This window comes from Pikeienuella piscinae, from assembly GCF_011044155.1.
GTDB lineage: Bacteria > Pseudomonadota > Alphaproteobacteria > Rhodobacterales > Rhodobacteraceae > Pikeienuella > Pikeienuella piscinae.
In genome coordinates this window covers 3,156,443-3,179,743 of the sequence record NZ_CP049056.1, presented here as the reverse complement: position 1 = coordinate 3,179,743, position 23,301 = coordinate 3,156,443, and the positions used below count along the sequence as shown (strand labels likewise).

The 23,301-nt window shown below is 65.1% G+C and carries 17 protein-coding genes, 2 pseudogenes and 1 CRISPR repeat array; of the genes and pseudogenes, 5 read left to right on the top strand and 14 right to left on the bottom strand.

Annotation, left to right across the window (positions count from 1 at the left end):
• Window position 1 precedes the first annotated feature (1 nt).
• Window positions 2–292: a CRISPR-associated endonuclease Cas2 gene (gene cas2, locus G5B40_RS15200; RefSeq protein ID WP_165100206.1), complete on the top strand. Its 291-nt coding sequence runs from the start codon at window positions 2–4 to the stop codon at window positions 290–292.
• 177 nt (window positions 293–469) lie between these two features.
• A CRISPR array of direct repeats spans window positions 470–1,940; the repeat unit is 31 nt; unit sequence GTCGCCCCCTCACGGGGGCGCGGATTGAAAC.
• A 145-nt stretch (window positions 1,941–2,085) separates the two neighbouring features.
• Here cas2 and G5B40_RS15195 read toward each other — a convergent pair.
• From G5B40_RS15195 to G5B40_RS15130, 14 genes and pseudogenes are all read right to left on the bottom strand, one after another.
• On the bottom strand, window positions 2,086–4,446 hold the full coding sequence (locus tag G5B40_RS15195; protein WP_165100203.1) for a hypothetical protein: 2,361 nt from the start codon (window positions 4,444–4,446) through the stop codon (window positions 2,086–2,088).
• 462 nt (window positions 4,447–4,908) lie between these two features.
• Window positions 4,909–5,976 carry a tyrosine-type recombinase/integrase gene (locus G5B40_RS15190; RefSeq protein WP_165100200.1) on the bottom strand — a complete coding sequence of 356 codons (1,068 nt, stop codon included), beginning with the start codon at window positions 5,974–5,976 and terminating at the stop codon, window positions 4,909–4,911.
• Window positions 5,973–7,685, bottom strand: coding sequence for a site-specific integrase (locus G5B40_RS15185; RefSeq protein WP_165100197.1), 1,713 nt, complete (start codon window positions 7,683–7,685; stop codon window positions 5,973–5,975). Before G5B40_RS15185 ends, G5B40_RS15190 begins: the two co-directional genes overlap by 4 nt.
• A gap of 172 nt (window positions 7,686–7,857) precedes the next feature.
• A complete protein-coding gene (locus G5B40_RS15180; protein ID WP_165100194.1) occupies window positions 7,858–8,046 on the bottom strand; it encodes a helix-turn-helix domain-containing protein in 189 nt (62 codons plus the stop codon).
• Window positions 8,043–8,252, bottom strand: coding sequence for a helix-turn-helix transcriptional regulator (locus G5B40_RS15175; RefSeq protein ID WP_165100192.1), 210 nt, complete (start codon window positions 8,250–8,252; stop codon window positions 8,043–8,045). Before G5B40_RS15175 ends, G5B40_RS15180 begins: the two co-directional genes overlap by 4 nt.
• 108 nt (window positions 8,253–8,360) lie before the next feature.
• Window positions 8,361–8,990: a hypothetical protein gene (locus G5B40_RS15170; protein ID WP_165100189.1), complete on the bottom strand. Its 630-nt coding sequence runs from the start codon at window positions 8,988–8,990 to the stop codon at window positions 8,361–8,363.
• A gap of 646 nt (window positions 8,991–9,636) precedes the next feature.
• Window positions 9,637–10,547 (bottom strand): annotated as a pseudogene (locus tag G5B40_RS15165) (IS5 family transposase).
• A 183-nt stretch (window positions 10,548–10,730) separates the two neighbouring features.
• Window positions 10,731–11,763, bottom strand: a pseudogene (locus G5B40_RS15160) (IS110 family RNA-guided transposase).
• Window positions 11,764–11,964: 201 nt separating this feature from the next.
• Complete coding sequence (locus G5B40_RS15155) at window positions 11,965–13,428, bottom strand: alkaline phosphatase family protein (RefSeq protein ID WP_165100187.1); 1,464 nt, start codon at window positions 13,426–13,428, stop codon at window positions 11,965–11,967.
• A gap of 28 nt (window positions 13,429–13,456) precedes the next feature.
• Window positions 13,457–14,329, bottom strand: coding sequence for an ABC transporter permease (locus G5B40_RS15150; RefSeq protein ID WP_165100184.1), 873 nt, complete (start codon window positions 14,327–14,329; stop codon window positions 13,457–13,459).
• The gene (locus G5B40_RS15145) at window positions 14,326–15,267 is read right to left on the bottom strand and encodes an ABC transporter permease (RefSeq protein WP_246209559.1); all 942 of its coding nucleotides are present in this window, start codon (window positions 15,265–15,267) and stop codon (window positions 14,326–14,328) included. The genes G5B40_RS15150 and G5B40_RS15145 overlap by 4 nt, the downstream gene beginning before the upstream one ends.
• Window positions 15,264–16,115 (bottom strand): ATP-binding cassette domain-containing protein, encoded by an 852-nt coding sequence (locus G5B40_RS15140; protein ID WP_211907344.1) that lies wholly within the window; start codon window positions 16,113–16,115, stop codon window positions 15,264–15,266. The genes G5B40_RS15145 and G5B40_RS15140 overlap by 4 nt, the downstream gene beginning before the upstream one ends.
• Before the next feature lie 16 nt (window positions 16,116–16,131).
• Window positions 16,132–17,103 (bottom strand): ABC transporter ATP-binding protein, encoded by a 972-nt coding sequence (locus G5B40_RS15135; protein ID WP_165100178.1) that lies wholly within the window; start codon window positions 17,101–17,103, stop codon window positions 16,132–16,134.
• A gap of 32 nt (window positions 17,104–17,135) precedes the next feature.
• Complete coding sequence (locus G5B40_RS15130; RefSeq protein WP_165100175.1) at window positions 17,136–18,713, bottom strand: ABC transporter substrate-binding protein; 1,578 nt, start codon at window positions 18,711–18,713, stop codon at window positions 17,136–17,138.
• A 252-nt stretch (window positions 18,714–18,965) separates the two neighbouring features.
• On the opposite strand from G5B40_RS15130, the gene G5B40_RS15125 reads away from it, so the two are divergent.
• From G5B40_RS15125 to G5B40_RS15110, 4 genes are read left to right on the top strand one after another with little or no spacing between them, the layout of a single operon-like run.
• Window positions 18,966–19,751: a DeoR/GlpR family DNA-binding transcription regulator gene (locus G5B40_RS15125; RefSeq protein WP_165100172.1), complete on the top strand. Its 786-nt coding sequence runs from the start codon at window positions 18,966–18,968 to the stop codon at window positions 19,749–19,751.
• Window positions 19,748–20,380, top strand: a complete 633-nt coding sequence (locus G5B40_RS15120; protein ID WP_211907343.1) for a histidine phosphatase family protein — start codon at window positions 19,748–19,750, stop codon at window positions 20,378–20,380. The genes G5B40_RS15125 and G5B40_RS15120 overlap by 4 nt, the downstream gene beginning before the upstream one ends.
• The gene (locus G5B40_RS15115) at window positions 20,367–21,971 is read left to right on the top strand and encodes an NAD(P)/FAD-dependent oxidoreductase (RefSeq protein WP_165100169.1); all 1,605 of its coding nucleotides are present in this window, start codon (window positions 20,367–20,369) and stop codon (window positions 21,969–21,971) included. The genes G5B40_RS15120 and G5B40_RS15115 overlap by 14 nt, the downstream gene beginning before the upstream one ends.
• Window positions 21,964–23,103: an NAD(P)/FAD-dependent oxidoreductase gene (locus tag G5B40_RS15110; RefSeq protein WP_165100166.1), complete on the top strand. Its 1,140-nt coding sequence runs from the start codon at window positions 21,964–21,966 to the stop codon at window positions 23,101–23,103. Before G5B40_RS15115 ends, G5B40_RS15110 begins: the two co-directional genes overlap by 8 nt.
• Window positions 23,104–23,301: the final 198 nt, after the last annotated feature.

The following is a 23,301-nucleotide window of genomic DNA, read 5'->3' as shown; positions in this document are numbered from 1 at the left end:
AATGCTTGTTCTTGTGACCTATGATGTAAAGACTGACACTCCGGGCGGCGCCCGCCGCCTCCGACGGGTCGCTCGCGCCTGTGTCGACTATGGTCAGCGCGTGCAGTACTCGGTCTTCGAATGTGATCTGAACCCGGCGCAGTGGGCGCTTCTGAAGCATCGATTGATGACGGAAATAGACCCGAAAGTGGACTCCCTTCGTTTCTACATGCTTGGAACGAACTGGAAGCGGCGTGTGGAGCATCTCGGCGCAAAACCCGCGATTGACTATGACGGTCCATTGATCTTCTGATGCGAACCGGAAGCGGTTGACGTTTCCTTGGCGGGTTCGCAGAATCGTTAGCTCTTTGACATCGTTGGTAGAAATCTCTGCCTGAACGCCATCGCTTATGGCTCTGCGCCGCCATTCTTGCAGTTTCGCAGTCGATCATGACTTTCGCCAGCGTTCTCAAGGGCCTATTTCGATACAGTCGCCCCCTCACGGGGGCGCGGATTGAAACCTGATCTCGCGCAGCGTCCCGCCGGGCGCCGCGGGTCGCCCCCTCACGGGGGCGCGGATTGAAACAATTTGCCGTAGGCGTGATCTGAGAAGCAGTAGATGTCGCCCCCTCACGGGGGCGCGGATTGAAACCAGTGACCCCGAACATCGCGGCGGGCATTCGCGAGTCGCCCCCTCACGGGGGCGCGGATTGAAACACCGCCGTCATTCAGGACGCAGCGAACGGCGTTGTCGTCGCCCCCTCACGGGGGCGCGGATTGAAACGGCTGCGATGGCGTCAACAGCCCGCCAATGGGCGGTCGCCCCCTCACGGGGGCGCGGATTGAAACGACTTGCCCGAGCCGCGCCCGCCCCACGCGCCGCGTCGCCCCCTCACGGGGGCGCGGATTGAAACATCCAGATCGCGGGAGCGGAGATAGGCGTCGACCAGTCGCCCCCTCACGGGGGCGCGGATTGAAACCTATTTTGTCCATCACCTTCGCCAGCGGCTCGGAGGTCGCCCCCTCACGGGGGCGCGGATTGAAACCTCCGCAAGAGGCGCGAAGTCTGGCGCGTCGTCGCGTCGCCCCCTCACGGGGGCGCGGATTGAAACGACATGGTGGAGGCGACTTTCCGTGATCGCTTCAAGTCGCCCCCTCACGGGGGCGCGGATTGAAACCCCCGAGCGGGAGGATGCCGCCTTATGACGCTCACGTCGCCCCCTCACGGGGGCGCGGATTGAAACGCCGCGCCCGCCGAACTGAAAACGTCGATGTGAAGTCGCCCCCTCACGGGGGCGCGGATTGAAACGGTCGGGTCGGCTCGGTCCTGCGCCGGGAAAGCACGTCGCCCCCTCACGGGGGCGCGGATTGAAACGATTCCGAGGGCGTCGCGCTGGTCAACACGCTCGGGTCGCCCCCTCACGGGGGCGCGGATTGAAACATCCAGACGCTGAGGTGACCTGATGCGGACCTTGTCGCCCCCTCACGGGGGCGCGGATTGAAACGGCGCGTTCGACACCAAGACCGGGGCGGAGGAAGGTCGCCCCCTCACGGGGGCGCGGATTGAAACGTCAGGCGCACGGCGGAGGCGCGGAACGGCACGGGGTCGCCCCCTCACGGGGGCGCGGATTGAAACTGCACATGTGCGGTCCTGATATCCCTGATCCGCCGTCGCCCCCTCACGGGGGCGCGGATTGAAACCCGACCTACCGCTCGGTGCAGTCCCGGGTCAACGGTCGCCCCCTCACGGGGGCGCGGATTGAAACATCACCGCCACCAACACCGGGCTGTTCGGTCTCGTCGCCCCCTCACGGGGGCGCGGATTGAAACTCCCCCGGCTGCGCAGCAATTATTCCAACGGCGCGAGTCGCCCCCTCACGGGGGCGCGGATTGAAACTGGTTCCGCCGGGCGGGGCATACAGCGTTTACCGTCGCCCCCTCACGGGGCAGCGGATTGAAGAGTCGCCTCCAACTTAGGCTGATTCGATATCATGGAGGCGCGTCAAGCAGGCTGCACAGTTGCGCGCTTTCGCCTGCAGTCCGAACGCAAAGACCGGCGACGCCGGCGCGAATCCGATCCCGCCAGTCCCATTGGCGTACAATTGATCATTCCGACGACGGCGTCGCTTTCGCCGAAGCGTCTCCTTCCGGCGACGCCGCCGGCCACGCAGGGAACGCGACGTCCGAGAGCTTCGGCCGATTCTCGAGATGTCGTTCGATGGATTTGCGAGCCCGCAGTGCCTCTGCGTCTCCGGGCGCGAGCCGCGCGGCTTCGACGACCAGTTCCAGCGCCAGCGCCTCCGTCCTTGGCGGTTCAGTGGTTTCGGCGCGCGCTTCGATCGCGGCGATCAGATCGTCGTCGGCGCGGTCGCGCATCCAGTCGAGCAATTTCGCATTCTGCCCCTTCGCCAACTTATTCAGTTCCTTGCAACGCCGCCCGAGGCCTTCGATCCGGCGTTCGAGTGTGGCGGTCACGGCGCGATGGAGGGTCTCAGCCAGCGCGAGCAACTCGCGATGCCAATTCCGCATGAGGGCCTTGGTGACGCGTTCGCGCACGGCTCCCGCCCCCAACAGCGCCGCGCAGGCGGCGATCGGGCCCAGGATCAGCGCGCCCGCAGGTCCGATCGCGACGAGCCCGATCCACGCGCCGCCGTGCCCGCCGAGAAGCCCGAGCATGCCTCTGGCGACGCCGTCGATCACCAGCCAGGCGGGAAGGTCGTCAAACGCGATCTCGCCGCGCCAGACCTCGACACCGCCGCGAACAGCGCCCGCCGAGAACGCGAAAAACAGAATGTCCGGACCGGCGAGGCCCGCCGCATGCGCGAGGGCGCTGGCGACGTCCCCTTCGATCGCGGCGACGTCGAAGCCAGGAACCGTGCCGACAAGATCGGCCCAGTTGGCCCCGCACCGGGATGCCTCGTCCACCAGTTCTTCATTGGCAATCACGGGAATCCCGGGGTATTTCGCGAAATGCTCGCGCAGGAGGCTCAGGCTCACGCCGCATTTGACCTGCACCGGCGCGCCGTCGACCAGAAGGTCGAGCCCGGGGGTGTTGCTCGCCTGCGCCAGCGCCACGTCGTGGCCGTCCGCGATCAACCGGTCCATGACAAACCGCTCGGCCGTGTATCCCCGAAGCGAGTAGCCGGCGCCTTCCACTGCGAAGTTCCCGGCGGCGGCGGCGAACGCCAGGGGGTCGCCAAGATCGGCGCTGCGCGAGAAATCGGCCGCCATGAGCACGTTCCGGTCGATGGCCGCGGCGTGCCAGAGCATCTCGCCCGCTGTAAGCGCCGTGATCGCGAGCCCGTCGGCGAAGTTCAGCCGATCCGTCGCGCTCGGTTTGGCCGCCTTTGCGGACGCCCATTCGGGCAGAGCGTTCCAGGGGGCGGGGGGCTCGCCCGCCGGAGCCCGCATCGGCCGTGAGCGCCGCGTTCGGATGAACGCCGCCTTGCGCCAGTGGGAATGGAGGTCCTCGCTGTCCATATGCGCCAGACGGGTCTCCGGAGCGTCGGCGAGCTGACGCATGTCGCCGAGGAAGATGTCGAGGCCTCGCGCCGCGCCTCTCGCGCCGCGCATCGCCAGAAGCACGCAGAGCCGCGCGGCCATCTGGCTTCTCACGGCGTTCGCGGAGTGGGCCGCGCCCCACCAGGCGAGAACGCCGAAGCCGACGAAGAGCGTGACAGGGTTGACGACGAAAGCGAGGAGCGACACCAGCCCCGGTCCGCTGACGAGCGGGATCCAGGCGCTCGCCTGCGCGGCGAGGATGTAGGGCGCGAAGCCTGAGGAGCCGACGATCGCGGCGAAGGCGGCCCAGCCGCCGCCCGTCGCCAGCGCCACTTGCGCCGCGACGTGCGCCCGTCTGAGCGCTTCCGCCGCTTCTGGTTCGGCGGACTGCGCGATAGTCTCAAGGGTCCGGCCATCGGCGAGGAAGTCGAGGAATTCTTCTTCGACCAGTCGCGGAAACGGCATCGGCTTCACTCCCGCGAAGCTCTCACGCGTCCGGGCCCAGAGCCTGGCGGCGCGGCGCTCCAACTCCGAGCGGTCATCGCCTTCGATGTTTTCCTGGGCGTCGGGTGGGCGTCTCTGGACAAGCGCCGGCGAAAGCCGCTCCGACGCCCTGACCGCCATCGACGCCGCTGATGCTCGGCCGGAGCGGGTCGAGAACGGCGTTGACGCCGAGGTCGCGAGCCCTTTCGAAAGTCCGTACCATAAGCGGTGACGCAAGGCCGCGTCCGGCAGGTCCGACTTAACCAGATCGTCGACCCGGGTGCGCAGCCCGGCGCCGCGATTGGATTCGATCAGCCGGAGGCGGCGCCCGATATCCTCAACGGCGCCTTTCGCGATGGTGAGAGTGTTCGCCTCGTCCAGAATGGCGATCAGCGCGCAGAGATCTGAACGATCGAAGAATCCGATGCCGGAGACAATCGCCTCAGGCGTTATTTTCGGTGTGTTTTCAATAGGCTCTTGCATCTGTGGAGGATCGGCCGGGACCGAGAAATTTACAAGCCCGCCCTGTTGGCGGGAGCCCGTTCGCGGAGCGGCGGCTGGAACTGATCGCGGTCGAAGCGATTGGGACGGGATACGCCGCCGTTTAGCCGGCCCGGACCGGAGGACAGCGCCACTCAGGTGAGCCTCTGTCAGTACGAGTTGGGCCTTTCAGCTGGAGATGCCTGTATGAAGCCGCGAATGCGATCTTCTGTCGGAACCTCGGTGGACCCCGCCCGCGAACATGGGCAAAGGTGATCGCGGAACGCACTGGACCGCGAAAGGCCAAGGTTGCGCTGGCCCGGAAACTGGCGGTTATCCTTCACGCGATGCGGCGCACGAACACTCTCTTCAAGGAGGCGGCAGTGGCCTGACCCGGAATCAGCCCCGACGCTGATCCGTAGCGCGACCAAATGCGTCCAGATGGGAAGCGCGACGCGGGTGAGTTCACCCAGAGCGTTTAGTCTTGCTTCCGGCCCGCACGGCGTCCAGCGCCTCGCCATACCGCTCCACTGCGGTGCGCATTGCGGCGCGGTTGTAGGCCTTGTCGGCGACCTTTGCGGTGGAGTGGGTGAGGAGCGGTTGGATGATGCGCGCCTGATCGGGGGCGATCTCGGCGATGGTGGTCGCGGCGCAGGCGCGGAAGCGGTGGGCGGAGATCGGGGCGCCGAGGCGCAGGCGGGTGATCGCAGCGATCCTCTCGCTGAACTTGTAGGGGGCGTAGGGCGCGCCGGTTCTGGCGAGCCAGACGAAGGCGCCGCTCCGCTCCGCCTTCGCCAGAACGGGGCGATGATCGCCGAGCCAGAGACGGAGCGCCGCGGCGGCGGGGGCGGCGACAGACATGGTGATCGACCGGCCTGCCTTGGCCGCTTCCGGCTCGATCACGATGACGTAGCCGTCGCCACTCTCGAGCAGAGAGCGGCCGCTTTCCAGCCGCGCGAAGTTGCCGATCCGGAGCGGGCAATAGGCGAGGAGCAGGATCGCCGCGCCGTCGCGGGCGCGGACGGCGCGGGCGACCGGGTCGAGGCCGGGGTCATCCTGCGCCTCGCGGACCAGCGCCGCGCCAAGCTGGACGAGCGTCGCGGCCGAGACCTCCGCGGCCGGGAGCCTTCGCGCGCCGGCGCGGGATTCGAGGCGTTGGAGACGCAGCGCCGCGGTCCTGAGCCGGGCCCAGTCGCGCCTCGGCGCCGCGGCGCGGAGGGTCAGATAGAGCCGGTGGACGCGCTGCGCCCTGCTGGCGAGCGAGAGCCCGTCGAGGGCGGTGAGGTAGGCGAGAAGTCGGACGTCGGTCATCCGCTCGACCGGCGCCTCGGCGGCGAGATCGACGCCCGCGTCGCGGAGGAAGCCGAGCCAGAAGGCGTAGGCGGTCTCGTGAATGCCGCGGGTCGCCGGGCGGAGATGCGCGAGCGGCCCGGCGCCGTCGAGGATGTCGCCCGTCCGGAAGAGCTCCACCCACATCGCGCGATCAGCATCGGGCCAATCGGCGACGCGCAGGCGGCGACGCTCGCGCGTCATCGCCTCGCCCTCCGGCGGCGCCGAAGCGGCGCGGTGGAGGCCTGGTCGAGGATCTCGGCGTAGGCGCGCGTCGCGGCGTCGGTCTCGAAGCCGGCGTAGACGTCGATCGTCGACGAGGTCAGCGAATGCCCGAGGAGCCGGCGCACCACCTCATAGGCGCCGGGATTGGCGCGGAGATAGATCTTTGCGCTGATGTGGCGGAAGAGATGCGGATTGATCTCGAGCCCGGTCTCGCGGCGGATGGCGCGCGAGATGCGCTGGCCCAGGACACCGCCGCCGACTGGCTTGGCGGCGCGGCGCATGGTGAAGAGGAGGTCGCCGCAATCCGGGTTCAGGACCTTGCGATGGTCGCGCAAAAAGAGATCGAGGAGCTTCACGACGCGGGCGGGCAGCGGGAAGTCGAGCTCCTTGACGTTCTTGACCTCTCCGGCGGGAACGACGATGCGGCGCGGCCCGCCGGCCCGTCCCGAGAGGTGACGTTCGAGCGAAAGGGTGCGGAGATTCTCGATCCGCATCGGACAGTGGATCAGGATCGAGATCGCCAGCGCGATCTCGACATCCAGCGCGGCGGCGCGCGCCGACCGCGCCCTGCCGGCCCGGGCGACGAGGCGGTCGGGCAGGGCGAGGAGCTCGCCGATCGCCGCCTCGTCGTCGAACTGATGCAGGCGGTCGCGGTTCTTCGGCGTCATGCCGGCGGCCCGCGGCGCGACCCGGCGGGCGAGATCCCCGAGCGCGTCCAGCACCGCCGGATCGGCCCGCACCCCCCACTTCGCGATGCTCTTCAGAAGCGCCGCGAGATTGTGGATCGCGCCGGAAGGCTTGCCGCCGTTGCGATCGAGAAAGTAGCGCAGGCCCTCGCGCGCCGCGGCGGGCTCGACGAGATCGGCGAGGCCGGCGATCGTCTCCGGATCGCGGCCGCGATGGACCAGCGCCGAAGCGAAGCGCGCGATCTGCCCGCGGCGGAACGCGATGGTCTCGGGCTCGAGCGCGCGCGGCGGCGCATCCGGGTCGGTCAGGTCGGCGACGGCGAGACGTTTCAGATACGCGTCGGCATCGGCGCGGAAGGAGGGCGGGAATGTCTCCATCGACAGGGCGACGCGGTTACGGCGATCCGGGACGGTCAGACGTCCGACTGGCCAGCCCGGAACGGTCTCGCCGGCCTGGTTCCAGAAAGTGGCGGTTTCGCGGACCAGCGTCGCCGGATCCTTGCGGAGTTCGGACCGCTCGAGCGCGGCGTGAAATCCGGCGAGAGCTTCGTCGTTAACGGCCTCCGGCGCGACGCCGAGATTGGCGCAGAACCGCATGAACCGGCTGAGGCCGATGCGATGGCGCTTCAGCGTCAGGGCGTCGCGGAGCGCCGTCCATTCAGACGGAAGGGCCGCCGGTCGCCCGCGCCCTTCAGCGGTCGCCCCGGCGGAGGCCAGCGCCGCGCGAAAGTCGCTGAGGATATTGGTCCAGGTCTTTTGCGACAGGCCGAGCGCGGCCGGGGCGATCTTGCCGAGGCGCGGGCGCAGCCAGAGCGGGTCGGCGGGGATGTCCGCCGGCGCGCGATCGAGCGCCGCGGCGACGCGGCGCACCGCGCTGACGAGATCGCGCCGGCGGAGCGGCGAGAGCGCCGCGTCGGCGCTCACCGCGGCGAGCACGACGCTCAGGCGCGGCGCGCCCGGCGCGGCGAAGGCGAGATCGAGAGATCGGTCGTCGTAAGGCATCGGGAGCCTCCTCATGTTGACATGCGCGGTCTCGGGAGGACCAGCGAGGACAGGTGCGGACATTCGGGAGTTATCACTATGCAGAACTTTTTTAGTTCTGATGGGCGAGTACTCCCGAGGCCTTCGCAGGTTATTGAAACGGCATGATATTCGAGGACGGGAGAGGACATCGTCACGCCTCTCTCAGAAAGGCGCGCCAGACGTTCTCTTCGATCCGGACGAGACGTCTGGAGCCGCCAAGATGTCGAACCGGAAGCAGTCCGTTCGCGATCCAGCGGCGCACCGTGCGCGTGCAGACGCCGGCCTCCGCCGCCGTTTCGCGAATGGTCATGAGACGCGGGTTCCCGATCTTCCGCGTCATCGATCCCGCTCCATCCCGGGACGCACAACCCGCGCCTCGAGCCAGGCTTCGACGTCCGTTGGGCGATAGCGCACGCTGCGGCCGATCCGGAGGAAGGCCGGTCCCTCCCGTCGCGACGGCGCCAGCTCGAGATGGCGCTTCGATATCCCGTAGGTCTCGGCGACCTCGTCGCGGGTCATCAGGCGGGTGATCGTCTCGGGCTTCATGACGCGGCCTCGGGTTGCTTTCTCTTGCGAAGCACCCTCGGCCGTCACGCCGGCCCGGTCACATGCGGAAAAGCGTGTCAGTTCTGGAGGCGGTTTCCCGCATGAAACTCAGCGCCGGGCGCGGATCGCCGTCCTGATCCGCGCCGCCGCCACCGTCGGGTCGATCACGGGCGCGAGTCGCTCGATCAGCGCGAGCGAGAAATCGAAAAGCAAACCGCTCTCAACACCTGTCTCTCGATCGACGACCCGGCCGGTGTTTCCAGTCAGCTGCATCAGGATCACGCGGACGTCCTTGACGAGCAGCTCATAGTGGCCGCGCGCCCGAGGCCGAACTTCGACATGTTCGAGGCTCGCCTTCAGCGATCCGAGCGCCTTGTCGACATCCTCGCCGGAGGGAAGGAGCGAGATGCCGAGTTCGTCAGACAATGTGCGGCGGAACGCGAAATAGCCGTCGAACGCCTTCCGGGTATTTTCGAGATGGCGGCGCGCGGCCCGGCGCTGGTTCTCGGAAATCTGATGGACGCCATCCGGCTCGGGCGCGCTCATCGTCGCGAAGGCCTCGGTGGTAAAGCCGATACCCGCCAGCCGCTCCGCCAGCCGCTCCGCAAGACGTTCCGGAGTCGGCAGGTCCTCGGCGCCGAATACGCCATCGTTGATGAGGGGCTCGTCATAGGGAACCGAATCGGCCGCCGGAGGCGCGTCAAGATGCCAGATCGGGTCGGGGCGGCGGTCAGGCATCGGCGTTCTGACTCCTGAGTCAGATGCGCGACGAAAATATGGCGTTGCGGGAAGCCGGCGGAAAGATGTGACCTGTTCGCTGGGTTCGCCACCGCTCAAAACGACGCCCAAAACCTCTGGCGCGGAGCGGTAATTGGACGCCGTCCAGTGCATGCTCGGGTCCGGCGTACGCACGAAGAGCTCCGAGTGGGCGGTCGCTTTCAGGAAGCTAATAGCCTCCTTAGATCCTTCAGGATAGCCACGCGCATACAATCATTCTATGCTATTCACCGGCATGCTCAGTCATCAGTCCGAAGACTGTCGGTGCGAGAGAACGCTTTCGAGACGCCGTGCGCGAGCGTCGGTGAATGGCCGGTCCGCCATGATCCCTAAAATTGACGAAATACTCTCACCCTAATCAGGATCAGATAACCTTTGCAAAATGGCAGATTGCGGAGGGGATGGGACTGACGTAGAACCTTCTCTTGTGGATGGTGCCCTCATTTGCAAGGAATTTCTGAACCTTAGACATGCGATCGAGTGCAGTCTCTTGTCAGGCCTGTTAGCGCGGCCTGATTGATGCCGCTGGCCGAGATGGAGATGCGCGGACCGGGGCCAAATCTTCAACAGCGAGCTCGAAGCTCTGAGAGCCTGGCTCGAAACTCGGTCAAACATAACAATACCTTGCGAGGCGTCTGGTGAGCAGTCGGATATGCGCGACGTTCGCCCACGCCTCGGACGAGGCGATGGATCGCTCCCAGTCCTTGGCGAGACGGCGGCATCCGTTGCCCGGCAGGCGTTTGCGCGCAAACGCCGAGAGGGGGCCAAGCCATGCGAAGGTGCGCTCGACAACCCATCGCCTTGGAATGATCTCGAACCCTTCGGCGCGATCAGATCGCTTGATGATCTCGATGCGCCAGTCGCCGAACCCGGTCAGGGCGCGGCGCAGTTTCTTCCCGGCATAGCCGCCGTCCATCGCCCGGCAGGTGAATGGAACATTCACCGAGAGGGTGCGAAGACGTGGCGCAGCCACGGCCAGCGTCTGCGGATGGACGCCAGCACGAGCGGGGCGCCGTCGCGGTCCTGCACGCCGGCGCCGTGAACGACCAGGCCAACCATCAGCCCAATCGTATCGACCACCATGTGGCGCTTGCGGCCCCTGATCTTTTTCCCAGCGTCGTAGCCGCAAACCCCTCCCGCCTCTGTGGTTTTCACGCTCTGACTGTCGATCACGCCTGCGGTCGGAGACGCCTCGCGCCCCTCCAGCTCCCGTGACACCATCACCAGCGCATTGTTGAGTGCGGGCCAGAAGCCTTCGTCCCGCCAGCGGTAGAAGTAACGCTGCACGGTCGAAACAGGCGGAAACTCCGTCGGTAGATAGCGCCAAGGGCAGCCGGTCGAGGCGATGTAAAGGATCGCGTTCATCACCTCCCGCAGATCGGTCGTGCGCGGGCGGCCCAGACCGCGTCGATCAGGCATGTAGGCGGCGATCACCTCCCATTCCCGATCCGTCAGGTCGCTTGCATAGCGCGCTGACCGTCGCGCATATTCCGCGCGGGCGATATCATCCCAGGGCATCGGGCCTCCGTCAGTCGTTGCAAACCGACGTGAATCACAACCCTCTGATATCGCTCAACTCATTTCGGGGCAGGCTCTGAGAAGGTTTCTGGTTTGCCCAACCCGGATCATGTCGATCATTTGCCCATTCGGATCATGCCTTCCTCACAACTCTGTGCTCCGTTCTCGCGTTTTGCTGCCGACTCAGGTGGCGCTGGCGATCACCGGACCGCGATAGTCTTCACCGCGCGTGAGCATTGTCCAGAGGCCGCGCGCCATCTTGTTGGCCAGTGAGAAGGCCGCGACCATCGGCGGCTTGCGTTCTAACATGCGCTCAAGCCAGGGGTTTTGCGGTGCGCCACGGCGCAAGGCCCAGCGGATCACGGCCATCGCGCGGGTGATCAGCAGACGGCGAATGTCGCGCTGGCCCATCTTCGAGGTTTTTCCAAGCCGTTGCTTGCCGCCGGTCGACGCCTGTCGCGGCACGAGCCCAAGCCAAGCTGCAAAGTCGCGGCCGCGTTTGAACTGCTCCATCGGCGGCGCGAAGGTCTCGACGGCCAGGGCGCTGATCGAACCCACACCCGGCATGGTCTGCATGCGGCGCGATGTCTCGCCTTCCCTGGCAATCGCGTCGATCCTCCTTTTAATGGCATTGATCCGGCCACTCAGGTTCGCGATCTGCTGCAGCAACTCGCGACAGACTTCCCGGGCGAGTGGCGGCAAATCGGAGTTTGCATCCTCGATGAGGGCGCCGAGGCGCGGAAGATTCCCGATCCCCTCCGGCGCGATGAAGCCGAACTCGTACAGGTGCGACCGCAGCGCATTGACCGCTTCAGTGCGCTGTTTCACGAACTGCTCGCGGGTGCGGAACAGGATGGAGCGCGATTGCTGTTCGCTGGTCTTCGGCTCGACATAGCGCATGGCCGGGCGCAGCGCCGCCTCCACGATCGCCTCCGCGTCCGCCGCGTCGTTTTTCTGCCGTTTGATGAACGGCTTGACGTAGCGCGGTGCGATCAGTTTCACCTCATGGCCGACCCGCACCAGTTCCCGCGCCCAGTGATGCGCACCGCCGCAGGCCTCCATCACCACGAGGCATTGCGGATGCACCGCCATGAAGGCGCTGGAATTGCAGGCGCGACAGCTTCTTGCGGAAAATGACCGAACCGTCCGCGGCCGCGCCGTGCAGCTGGAACACGTTCTTTGCCAGGTCGACGCCGATGATGCTAACTTCCTTCATGGATGCCCTCTTGTTTCTCTTGTGACTTCAACATCACAAGCTTGGCGCATTGCGACGCCGTTGGGGAGAGAGCGGCATCCACCCCATCTCTGCCCGAACTCAGTGAGAACAAACCTGGGGCTGGGGAGGGACCGGCGTATCCTATAACTCCAGACACCTCCTGCGGACGCCATCGCCACCCTCCGTCCGCCAGTGTAGATGTCAAAGCGTCTCAGCATAGCCGTGGTCGAGATAGGTCGCACCAGCAACTTTGACTCGACGAAGGCTTTGGCGGTAGCGCCCCCATGCCGAGGTAAACTCCTCGATGCCGGGTGAGGCCGGACGCTCCGGCCCATCCGTTAAGGCCTCCAGCAGCGGCCGTCCGGTTGCACTGTCCGCGGGCGCTAGACCCAGCCCGTGCAGGATCGTTGGATGAAGGTCCGGGATGCCCGAAAAGACCTCGGACACCACACCTTGGCGAAACAGCGAGCCGGCGGCGATTAGAAAGCCATTGACCTCTTCCTTCTGCAGGCCGCCGTGCTGCCCCGCACCCGGCGCCAGGGCGTTGCCGGTGGTGTCGTACCACGTCCGTCCAGGCAAATCATCGCGGCCCAGGCCGCCGTCCGTCCGCATCGTGTAATAGATGTCGGGGCTTCTCGGATGTTCGACGAAGGCTAGGCTCTGCGGCAGGGTGCCCTCAATCTCGATTCCCGCCTTGGCCAGCATCATTCCGCACCAAGGCTGCTCCATCATGGCATGGACAGCGTCACGCAGCACCGTGCGGCGGTGTTCGGGCCGGGCATGCAGCTTGCCGGTGTGGCCCGGAAGGATCGCCAGATCGGCGTCGCCTTGCAGATGGTCGCCGACACTGAATCCAGCCTCGCGTAGGAATTGGGGAACTGAGGCACCCCAAGTCATAGCGACATGGCCGTGATCGCTCATCGCGATGACCTGTACCTCCGGATGGGCTGCCGCCCAGTCTAGGATCCTGCCGAATTGGGCGTCGCAATATTGGATCGTGGCCTGCGTCTCCTTAGTGCCGAGACCCAGATAGTGCAGGCTAGTGTCTGGTTCGTCGAACCACAGGATGGTCACGTCCGGCGAATGCTCGGGCCAAACATAATCCAGAAAAACGTCGGTAGCGTATTTTACGATGGCGGTATCGGGATGCCTGATATCGGGAGGTGGCCCGAACCGGGCCGCCACCTCGGTCGCCACGGCGTCCGGCGTAGTGATGCCGGGGTAATGGCACGAGACGGTGAGGTTGCCGGAAAGCTGCCGGACGTCGTGCATTTTCATCATCGAGGTTCCCTCGGAGCCCGAAGCGACCACCGCCATCCGCTTGCCGCCGCGATGCAGCATTTCGCCCAGGCTCGTCGCCTCAACCAGTCGACCGTCATAGGCGATCTGGCCTCGGTCGATCATCGTGCGCAGAAAGGTGTTGAACGGCACCTCGGGGTCGATCTTCGGATCGAGATAACGGTTGCCAACGACACCATGCCGCCCGGCATTGGCGCCGGTTGAGATCGCCGTCATGTTGACACGCGTCTCGGTGGGAAAGACTGATCGCTGGTTGGCAAAGCGCACCCCACGCTCGGCCAGCCGCATCAGGTTAGGGGTATTGCGCTCGGTGACGAGATCAGCCCTCAGGCCATCAAAGCCGACGACGACGAACTTGGGATTCATGAGAGTGGCGCTCCTCAAGGCATAATAGTCATTCGGCGCGGCTGCGCAGGTTCGGGTCCAGCTTGTCCCGCAGCCAATCGCCAACGAGGCTGATCGACAGCGCAGTGAAGAACAGCACCGCAGAGGGCGCCAGCGCGATCCACGGCGCCGAGGTCAGATAGTCGCGGCCAAAGCCCAGCATGCTGCCGAGGCTGGTTAGAGGTGGCTGGATGCCCACTCCCAAGAAACTGAGGCCGCTTTCCAGCAGAATGATCTCGGGAAAAACCAGCGTCATGTTGACGATGATGACGTTCATGACGTTCGGTAGGATGTGCCGCAGGTAGAGCCGCAGCGGTCCGGCGCCTAATTGGCGCACCGCCAGCACATATGTCTGATTTTGCACCACCAGCGTGACGGAGCGCACCACGCGGGCGTAGCGCTCCCATCCTAGCAGCCCGACAACCAGAACGAACAGGATGAAGTGGTTGCCGAAAAAGGCCAGCATTGTCAGCGCGATGATCAGGAACGGCATCGACGCCTGAAAGTCGACCAGAGTCATGATCAGATCGTCAACAAGGCCGCGAAAATGCGTCGCCACCAAGCCCAGCACGGTGCCCAGAAGGGCGCCAATTCCGGTACCCAGAAGAGCGATCAGCAGGCTGGTCTGAACAGAAGCCAGGGTGCGGCTGAACACGTCGCGCCCCAGGTCGTCGGTGCCGAGCAGGTATTCGCCGAACGGATCGGGCGGGAGCAGCCGGGCGCGCAGGTTGATCGCAGCCATGTCGTGCGGCGCAAGAGCGTGCGCGAATATTGCGGCGAGCGTGATGACGGCCAGCCAGACGAAGGCGACGACGATGACTACTGGCAGGCGCCGGCGGCGGCGGCGGATCTTCGTCTTCGGAGTGGCGGCCGCGCCAATCATTGATTTCTCGGCGACGATCCGTGCCGCGTCCTGGGGTCGAGCCAGCCATAGAGCAGGTCGACGGTCAGATTGGCGACCACCATGCAGGCGGCGATCAATAGCAGCAGCGCCTGCACGACGGCCAGGTCACGGCTCTGCACCGACGCGACCAGCAGACGGCCCAAGCCGGGCCAGCCGAAAATGGTCTCGGTGATCGCAGCGCCGCCGATCAGGCCGCCGACGATGAAGCCGATGATGGTGATCAGCGGGATTGCGGCATTGGGAAAGGCATGCCGCCATAGCACTCGCCGTGGTGAGACGCCCTTGGCGACGGCGGCGGTAATGAACGGTCTATTCAGCACCTCCAGCATCGAGGAGCGGCAATATCTGGCGATGACCGCCGCTCCCGAAGCGCCGATGGTGATGACCGGCATGATCAGGCTGAGCGGGGTTTCGGCGCCGCTGCCAGGCAGCAGCCTCAACTGGACGGTGAAGACCAGAATGAGCAGGATGCCAGTGACATAGCTGGGAAGTCCGTGCGCCAGCACCACCAGTCCCATTACCAGCCGGTCAATGAACGAATTTCGGCGCACCGCCGCCAGCACCCCGGCGGGAATGCCGATCGCCAGCATCAGGAGCAGGCTCAGCCCCATAAGCAACAGCGTCATCGGCGCCCGCTCGGCGATGAGGCCGGTCACTGGAGACCGGCTGGCGTAGGATACGCCGAAATCGCCGGTTAAAACCGCCTTGAGATAGGCGAGGTATTGCTGATGTATGGGAAGGTCGAGACCCCACGCCTCGCGAAAAGCCAGCACCGATTCCGGCATCGCCTGATCCGACAGGACGGCCAGCGCCGGATCGCCTGACAGTCGCAGAACCACGAAGGCGAACGTGACCACCAGCCACAGCGTCAAGATCGACCGGGCGATCTTTTTCAGGAGCGCGCGAAGCAGGGTCACAGCCGAGCCGATGAAATGGCGGTGCAGTCACTGCGGTGGCCGGCGGGCTGGCCTGCTGAAACGCCGGGCGCAATCGGGCCTTTTTGACAGCGCCTGGGCACCAGATCCGGGCTGGCCGCGAGAAGCGCCCGCGTATAAGCGTGCTGCGGATGGCGAAAGATGTTTTCCGCCGGCCCGGTTTCGACCAGACAACCCTTATGCATCACACCGATATCGTCAGCGATGTGGCGGACGACGCGCAGGTCGTGACTGATGAACAGATAGCCGACTCCCAACCGGGTCCGCAGATCCGCCAGCAGGTTGATGACTTGCGCCTGAATCGAGACGTCGAGCGCCGAGACCGGCTCGTCGCAGACCAGCAGCCGCGGTGACAGAATTAGGGCGCGGGCGATGACCACCCGCTGCCGCTGGCCGCCCGATAGCTGATGCGGGAAGCGGCCATGCAGCTCCAGCCCGATGCCGACCGAGGCCAGCATCGCTTCGGCCCCGGCAACGCGTTCGGCGGCGGCGCCGATACGATGGATCGTCAGCGGCTCGACGACCTGATCCAGGACCGGCATGCGCGGATCGAGTGCGCTCATCGGATCCTGGAACACCATCTGCATTTCCCGGCGGAGTTCCTTCCAGCGCGCCGGCGTGACACTACTGATGTCCTCGCCTTGGAAGCGGACCTCTCCGCCGCTAGGCCGAGACAGACCCAGCACCAACCGGGCGACGGTTGATTTGCCCGAGCCGCTTTCCCCGACCAGGCCGTAGACCTTGCCGGCGTCGATCGAAAACGACACGTCGTCAACCGCCCGGAACAGCCGCGTGCGGCCGAGCATGCCGGCGCCAAGCCGATAGGTCATTGAGAGGTTGCGTACCTCAACTAGAGACACGGCCATTACCTGGCAGCGGATGGTGACAGGCGTAGGATTGCGCGCCGATCACGGTCGTTACCGGCGTCTGCGCCCGGCATAGGTCGGTGGCGCGCGGGCAGCGCGGCGCGAATGTGCAGCCGTCACCCCAAGCCGAAGGCGGAGGAACTGTGCCGTCGATCGACTGCATCTTCCCATCGCCGCCAGAGAGGCCGGGCATTGCCGCGATAAGCGCAGCAGAATAGGGATGAGCCGGCTGTTCAAGAAAGATCTCAACCGGCGCCTTCTCGACGATGCGGCCGGCATACATTACCGCCGCCGCGTCGCAGACTCGCGCCACGACGCCCAAGTCATGGGTGACAATCAACATGGTTACGCCGTATTCGCGCTGCTTCTCGACCAGCAGGTCAAGGATCTGTGCTTGGGTCGTCACGTCCAGTGCGGTGGTCGGTTCATCCGCGATAATCAGGTCCGGATTACCCACGAGGGCCGAAGCGATCATCACCCGCTGGTTCATCCCTCCCGACAGCATGTGCGGATAACTGGCCAGGCAACGCTCGACATCTTCGATACCGACCTGGCCTAGCAGTTCCCGGGCCAGGTTGCCCCCCCTTGCCTCGGGGCGATGAAGGCGTATCACCTCTCGCAGCTGCCTGCTGATGGTCTGGATCGGGTTGAGCGCGCCGATCGCGTCCTGGAATACCATTGCGATGCGTTTGCCACGCAGAGGCCGGAACGCCTCGGGCGCCAATCCAATCAGTTGTATGCCGTCGAAGTGAACGTCGCCGGCAACCTCTGCCGCGGCGCCGAGCAGGCCCGCGATCGCCATGCAGGAGACGCTCTTGCCCGAGCCGCTTTCGCCCACCAGCCCAAGGATCTCGCCAGCATCGGCGTCGAAACCTAGGTCCAGCACAACAGGCAGCGGCCCGCCGTCGCCTTCGAAGCTCACGGTCAGACCGGAGACGGACAGGATAGGCACTCGTCCTCCCCGCCCACTGTCCGTTTCTGTCATCATCCTTCGATCGTCAGGTTTTCCTTGCGAAAATCCATATATTCTGCCGGAAGCGGCGTCCAGTCGATGCCCTTAGCAAGGCCATAGAACATGCCGAAGTCGTGCAGCACGGTCCCCGGCGGATCGTCATTGTGGTAAATCTCCATCATCCTGCGCCACGCCGCCTTGCGCGCTGCGGGATCAAGATTGGTTTCGAGGATATTCGACTGCTCATTGAACTCCGCATTGGCCCATTCCTTGTTCGCGCGCTGTACCGGCCCGTAGGGACCATAGAGCCGCCACCAGCCGCCCAGTGGGTCGGGATAGACCATCGAGTTCGACCAGTTGCGAATGCCGCGACCTTCGGGCACCAGAATTTGCTGGCTGTTCTCCTTGAATACCAGCTGTACGTTCAGCCCCACCGCTTTCCACATCGCCACCAGAACTTCTGCGGTCTGCGTCTCGAATGTATAGTTGGTGCCGGTGATACGGTATTCTATGGCCGTCCCGTCGTATCCAGCCTCCTTCACCAGCGCGGCGGCCTCGTCCGGCTCGAACGAATAGGCCGGCCAGTCGGTGAAGTAGAGATCCCCGAATCCCGGCCACTGATTACCGTTCGGCACACCAATGCTGCTGCCCCAGAGCTGCTCGGTGATCAGGTCGCGATCTATCGAGAGCGTCAGCGCCCGCCGGATGCGCACGTCCTGCAGTACCGAATTGGTGGTGTCGTAGACGATGGTGCGGTTGTTGGCGACCTTGCCGCCGACGACTGAGCCACCGGCTGATTTTGCCATGTCGAACTGATCCGGGGTGAGCTCGGTAATGATCTGGAATTGCCCGGAGACGAGGCCGGCGAGGCGCGAAGACACCTCGGGCGCGACCTGAAATTTCAGCGTCGCCGCATTGGGCGCCCCAGCGAAGTAGTCTTTGAACGCGTCGAGCTGGACGTAGTCGCCGGCCCGGAACTCGCGCACCTTGTATGGGCCGGTACCCACCGGCGCGGCCTGCCAGGCATCGAAGCTGGCGGCTTCGTTGTAGGCCCGTTTGCAGACGATCTGCGCAGGAAAGGTCGCCACCCGCATCTCCAGGAGAGGGTCCGGGCCGGTGGTGACGAAGCGAACCACGGTGGGTGACAGGGCTTCGACGTGCGTGATGGTGCCCAGCGTCGCCCTCGTCATCGGATAGCCCGGCGAGCCTTCCGCCGAGAGACGTTCGGGACCGAAGGTGAAGGCCACGTCATCGGCCGTAAAAGTGTCGCCATTGTGGAACGTGACGCCCTCGCGAAGAGTGAAGTCGACTGTTCGGTCGTCGACCCGCTTCCAAGATTTCGCCAGCCAGGGCACCAAGCGGAAATTGTCTGCTTCATCAAAGCGCAGCAAGGTGTCGAAGATGCTGAAGTGAACCCGCCAGGATTGCGTCGAGTACTCGATGCAAGGCTCCAGCGAGGCGGGGTTCCGCGAAACGCCGACGACTACATCAGTTGCACCCTGGGCGAAGGCGGGGAGTGCAAAGAGCGACTGGGCCGAGACGCCGCCGGCGATGATCTGACCAAACTGCCGGCGATTCAGCTGAGCAAGTGCAGAGCAATTTGACTGCATGAGCGCTTCATCCTTTCCTGGCCATTTGGCCAACGCGTTGCGGAAGGTTGTCTGATTACGATCATAACCAAACCACACAATCCGTCAATTGAGTCTTCCACTTTTCGTGCTACTGGGCTACCCACAATTAATTTATATATATGTATCAATATCTTAATAAGAAGATTGCACGGCTTGGAAAGTTGTGATTTTGTGGCTTTGTGAAGGATTTACGTAGTGGTCGCCACTTAACAGGGAGAACCGGGATTGGGGATGACCTCACATGATGGCCCTGTCGTGCGCATTTCCGCACTGCGCCAGCAACAACTGCTGGAGCGGCTCCTGCGTGATCAGGCGCTCCGGGTGGCGGCACTGTCGGAAGAGTTCGACGTTTCGCGGGAAACCATCCGGCGCGATTTGAAGGTGCTGGAACGAAGAGGCAGGCTGAAACGGGTCTACGGCGGGGCCGTCGCCACGCCCTCAGCCGGCATTCGTCCGCTGATCGAGCGTGAGCGTATCAACCAGACGGGAAAGGCGACTATCGCGGCGCTGGCCCGCGATCTAGTCAAAGAAGGCGACAGCGTCTTCATCGGCGAGGGCACGACCACACTGGCGCTCGCCCGGCTGCTGTCCGGCCATGTCCCGTTTCGATGCACCACCAATATGATCGACATCGGCGCCGCGCTTGGCCACGGCGATAATCACGAGATATTCCTGACCGGCGGGCGGCTTTATCCCGATCACGGGATCCTTGCCGGCCATGCAGCGATTTCGATGGCGCAGAGCCAGATTTACGACATCGCTTTCGTAGGAACCAGCAGCATCACACTCGATGTTGGCTGCTTGGACCACGAGCGGATGCTGTCCGAGATGAACAAGGCGTTGACCAACCGCGCCAAGCGCCTGATCGTACTGGCCGACGGTTCCAAGTTCGGCGCCAGCGCCCGTTTCGTCACCTACGAGCTCGGCGCCATCGATACTCTGATCACCGATGCGCGGCCGGGGCGGGCCTATCTGGCCGCTCTCGATGACGCCGAAGTGGAAGTCATCTGCCCGTGACCGAAACACCGATCTACGTGCTGAGGCACGGACAAACAGAATGGAACGTTGAGGGCCGGCTGCAGGGCCACCGCGACTCGCCGCTCACACCGCATGGGCGCGAACAGGCGCGGCGGATGGGGGTCGCCCTTGCCGCACGGCTTGCATCTGGCGGCGTCGACGTGGCCGTCAGCCCGCTGGGGCGGGCATTGCAAACCGCCGAGATCGTGATCGGTCAGTTGAATGGCCTCGCCGTGACTTGGCGAACCGATCCGCGCCTACGCGAGATCGGCGTCGGCCAGTGGGAAGGCTTAACCTTCTCCGAGGTCGTGGCTCGCGGTGTGCAGTTCCCGCCTGACCGTGACGACGACTGGTTCCTCGACGCGCCGGGGGCCGAGACACTGGAGGGAGTCGTCGACCGCATCGGGGCCTTTCTTGCGCAGAAGTTAGACCGGCCGCTGGTAGTTGTTTGCCATGGCCAGACCGGAATGCTTCTGCGGGGATTGTACATGGGGCTTTCGCCCCACGAAGCTCTCGGCTTGGACCAGCCGCAGGACGCCTTCTACCAACTGACGCAGGATACCGAGGAACGGATTTCTTGTATTGCTGCTGCCGGCAACACCAAGGACAACGGCGATGAAGTCACCTGATGCTACTCACGGCGGCGATCCCGATCCGTCGAACATCCACGGCAAGCTCCTACCACCCGAGCGGCATGTGCAGCTGATCGTCGTCGGTGCGGGTCCGGCCGGACTGGCGGCGGCGACCGAGTCCGCGGCCCTGGGTGTCGAGGTGATGCTGGTCGAGGAGCACCCAATCGACCGGGCTTTGATGGGAATGGACATTCCGCTGCGCTTCGGTGGGCGCATGGACGGATCCGCCGGCGCCCGAGGTGCGGTGATCGAACGGTTGGTGGATACCCGGCCCGCCATTCAGCACGCGTTCGAGGTGGGGATCGACATCCAGCTCGGCGTTTCGGCCTGGGGCCTGTTCCCTTCCGAAGTGAGCGCCGCGATGCCGGCGCCGATGCTGGGCCTGACCGACGGAACGCGGTCCTGGATGGTCGGCTACGACCGCGTCATCGTCGCCACTGGCGCCCGCGATCTGGGACTGGCTTTCCCTGGCTGGGGTGCCCTCGGAGTGGTCGGAGCACGCGGCGCCGAGGAGTTGATCGGCACATATCGCGCCTTTTCGGGGCGCCGGATGGTCGTCCTTGGCACCGGACCGCTGGCGCTGCGCGTCTGCCGCATGGCCATCAAGGCCGGCATCCACGTGCCGGCGGCGGTCGAAGTGGACACGGGTGACCTGCCGGCAGACATCAGCGCCGGATTCGAACAACTGGGTATCACCGTCCGCCAGGGCTTCACGGTCGAGGCGGTCGTCAGCCAAAGCGCCGGTGTCACCGGGGTCCGATTGATCCCCTTGGTCGCCGCCGATCCGCGGCAAGGAGACGAGATCGCCTGCGACACTATCTGCTCGGCCGTTGGTGCGGTCCCGTCGGTGGAACTGCTCGCGGCGGCAGGCTGCGCCACGGTGTTCGATCCAAATCTCGGCGGCCATTGCCCGAAGATCGATGCCGCGATGCGCACCTCGAACCGCGCCATCCTTGCGGTCGGCGACTGCACCGGACTGGGCGATACCGAAATCGCTTCGCCTGACGCCGCAATCATCCAGGGGCGCGTCGCCGCGCAGACGGTCGCACGAGACCTCGGTCACGATACCGGCGCCACGGCGTCCGCCAGCCAGCGGACTGGCAGGCGTGATCAGATCGCGTGTTGGGACAGGTGGCTGCAGGCCTCATGCGCGGCCGGAGGCGACAGGCTGGAAATCTGCCTCTGCGAGAACGTGGCGCTACGCGATCTGGTCGGGCTCCGGCCTCCGGGCTACCTGCAGGAGACCTATGGCGCGGCGCTTTACGACAGGGGCTTCGGCGCGCTGCTGGCAGAGCCGCCGGTCAATCAGGACCAGATCAAGCGCTTAACCCGTGCTGGGATGGGGGTCTGCCAAGGCCGCCGCTGCCGCGATCAGGTCGCGCTGCTACTGGCCGCCAGCACCGGGACCGGTATCGCCGACATCCCCCTCGCCAGCTATCGCCCGCCGGTCCGGCCGCTGCCGCTGTCGGTGTTGGCACCCGAACGGGAACTGCCACTTATCAGCGAAACTTGGGTCTCCTGGTTCAGCATTGCAACGCAATCGCTGCCTTCCGATGCGGACCTCACGGAAGATAAACCCGATGACTGACGGCGGCGCCTCGGTCATCGTCATCGGCGGCGGCGCAACCGGGCTCAGTGCCGCCTGGTGGCTGGCGCGGTCTGGCCACGACGTTCTGGTGATCGAGCGCGGCGTGATCGGTGCCGAGGCGTCGGGACGCAATGGCGGTGGCTGCACCCATCCGAACAGCCCGCTATTCCGCGAAGAGCAGAGGCTCTGGCCTGAATTGGACCGCTTGCTCGGCTATCCCACCGAATTCCAGCCGCACCGACTGCGCATCACTCTGACGCCAGAGGAACTTGACCATTACTGGAATCGCGGCGCTGGCGCGGCGATGCGCCAGGGCTTCGAGGTGGAAGTGCTGGACCAGCATCAGGTGCGCGACTTGGTGCCGATCGTCGGTGATGAAGGGCATGGCGGCATTTTTCTAAGGTTCGGCGGCCATGCCAATCCACAACGTACCATGCTGGCCTATGCATTCGCCCTGCGCGATCTGCAAGGACGAATCCTCCAGCACACCACCGTGACCGGCGTCGAGACTACCGGCGGCCGGGTTTCGCGCGTCCTCACCTCGCGTGGCAGTTTCGGCTGCGATGCACTGGTGATCGCCGCCGGGCCGCATACCGCTGCCCTGCTTGCACTGTTGGGGGTGACGCTGCCGCTGGCCTCTGCACGGGCCGAGATGCTGGTGACCGAGCCAATCCCAACGTTGCCATTCGGTGGCGGGGATGGACACGGACTTTATGGCCGCCAGACGCTGCGTGGCAATCTTGCTTATGGCGGCGGTCCGCATGACTGGATCGACCTCGACGACATGAACGAGCCGGAGAAACCGGTGACACCGATGATCCGCAGCCTAGCGGGCCGCTTGACCAGCCTGTTCCCGAAGGCGGCGCATGTTCGGGTGATCCGCAGCTGGTCCGGGGTGATCGAGAACACGCCCGACGGCCGCCCGGTGATCGAGCGCCTGTTCGACCCTGAAAACGTCACCATTGCGACCATGTCCAGCGTCGGCTTCGGCCTGTCGCCGGCCAGCGGCCGGGCTATCCGCGACCTCGTGCTGGACGGCGCTTGCAGCTTTGCCAAGCTCGAGTCGCTATCACTGCGCCGTTTTGCGAAGCTTCCGGTGGACTGGCGCCGTACGGCCGGCTGGGTTGGCTGATCGGTGGCGCCCCGGGGCGGTCCAATTTCCGCCGGAGCGTTCGTCGGCCGGCAGTCGCGAAATTGCTGATCAGCCGAATGCCGACGTTTCTCAGTTAGATGGGATCAGTGCTGTCATACGACGTATCGGATAGCCCGGGCGTGACCCGCCAGCCGGCGCAGCTTTGCGTTCCACGCCAAGCCCGCCGACCGAATCAAG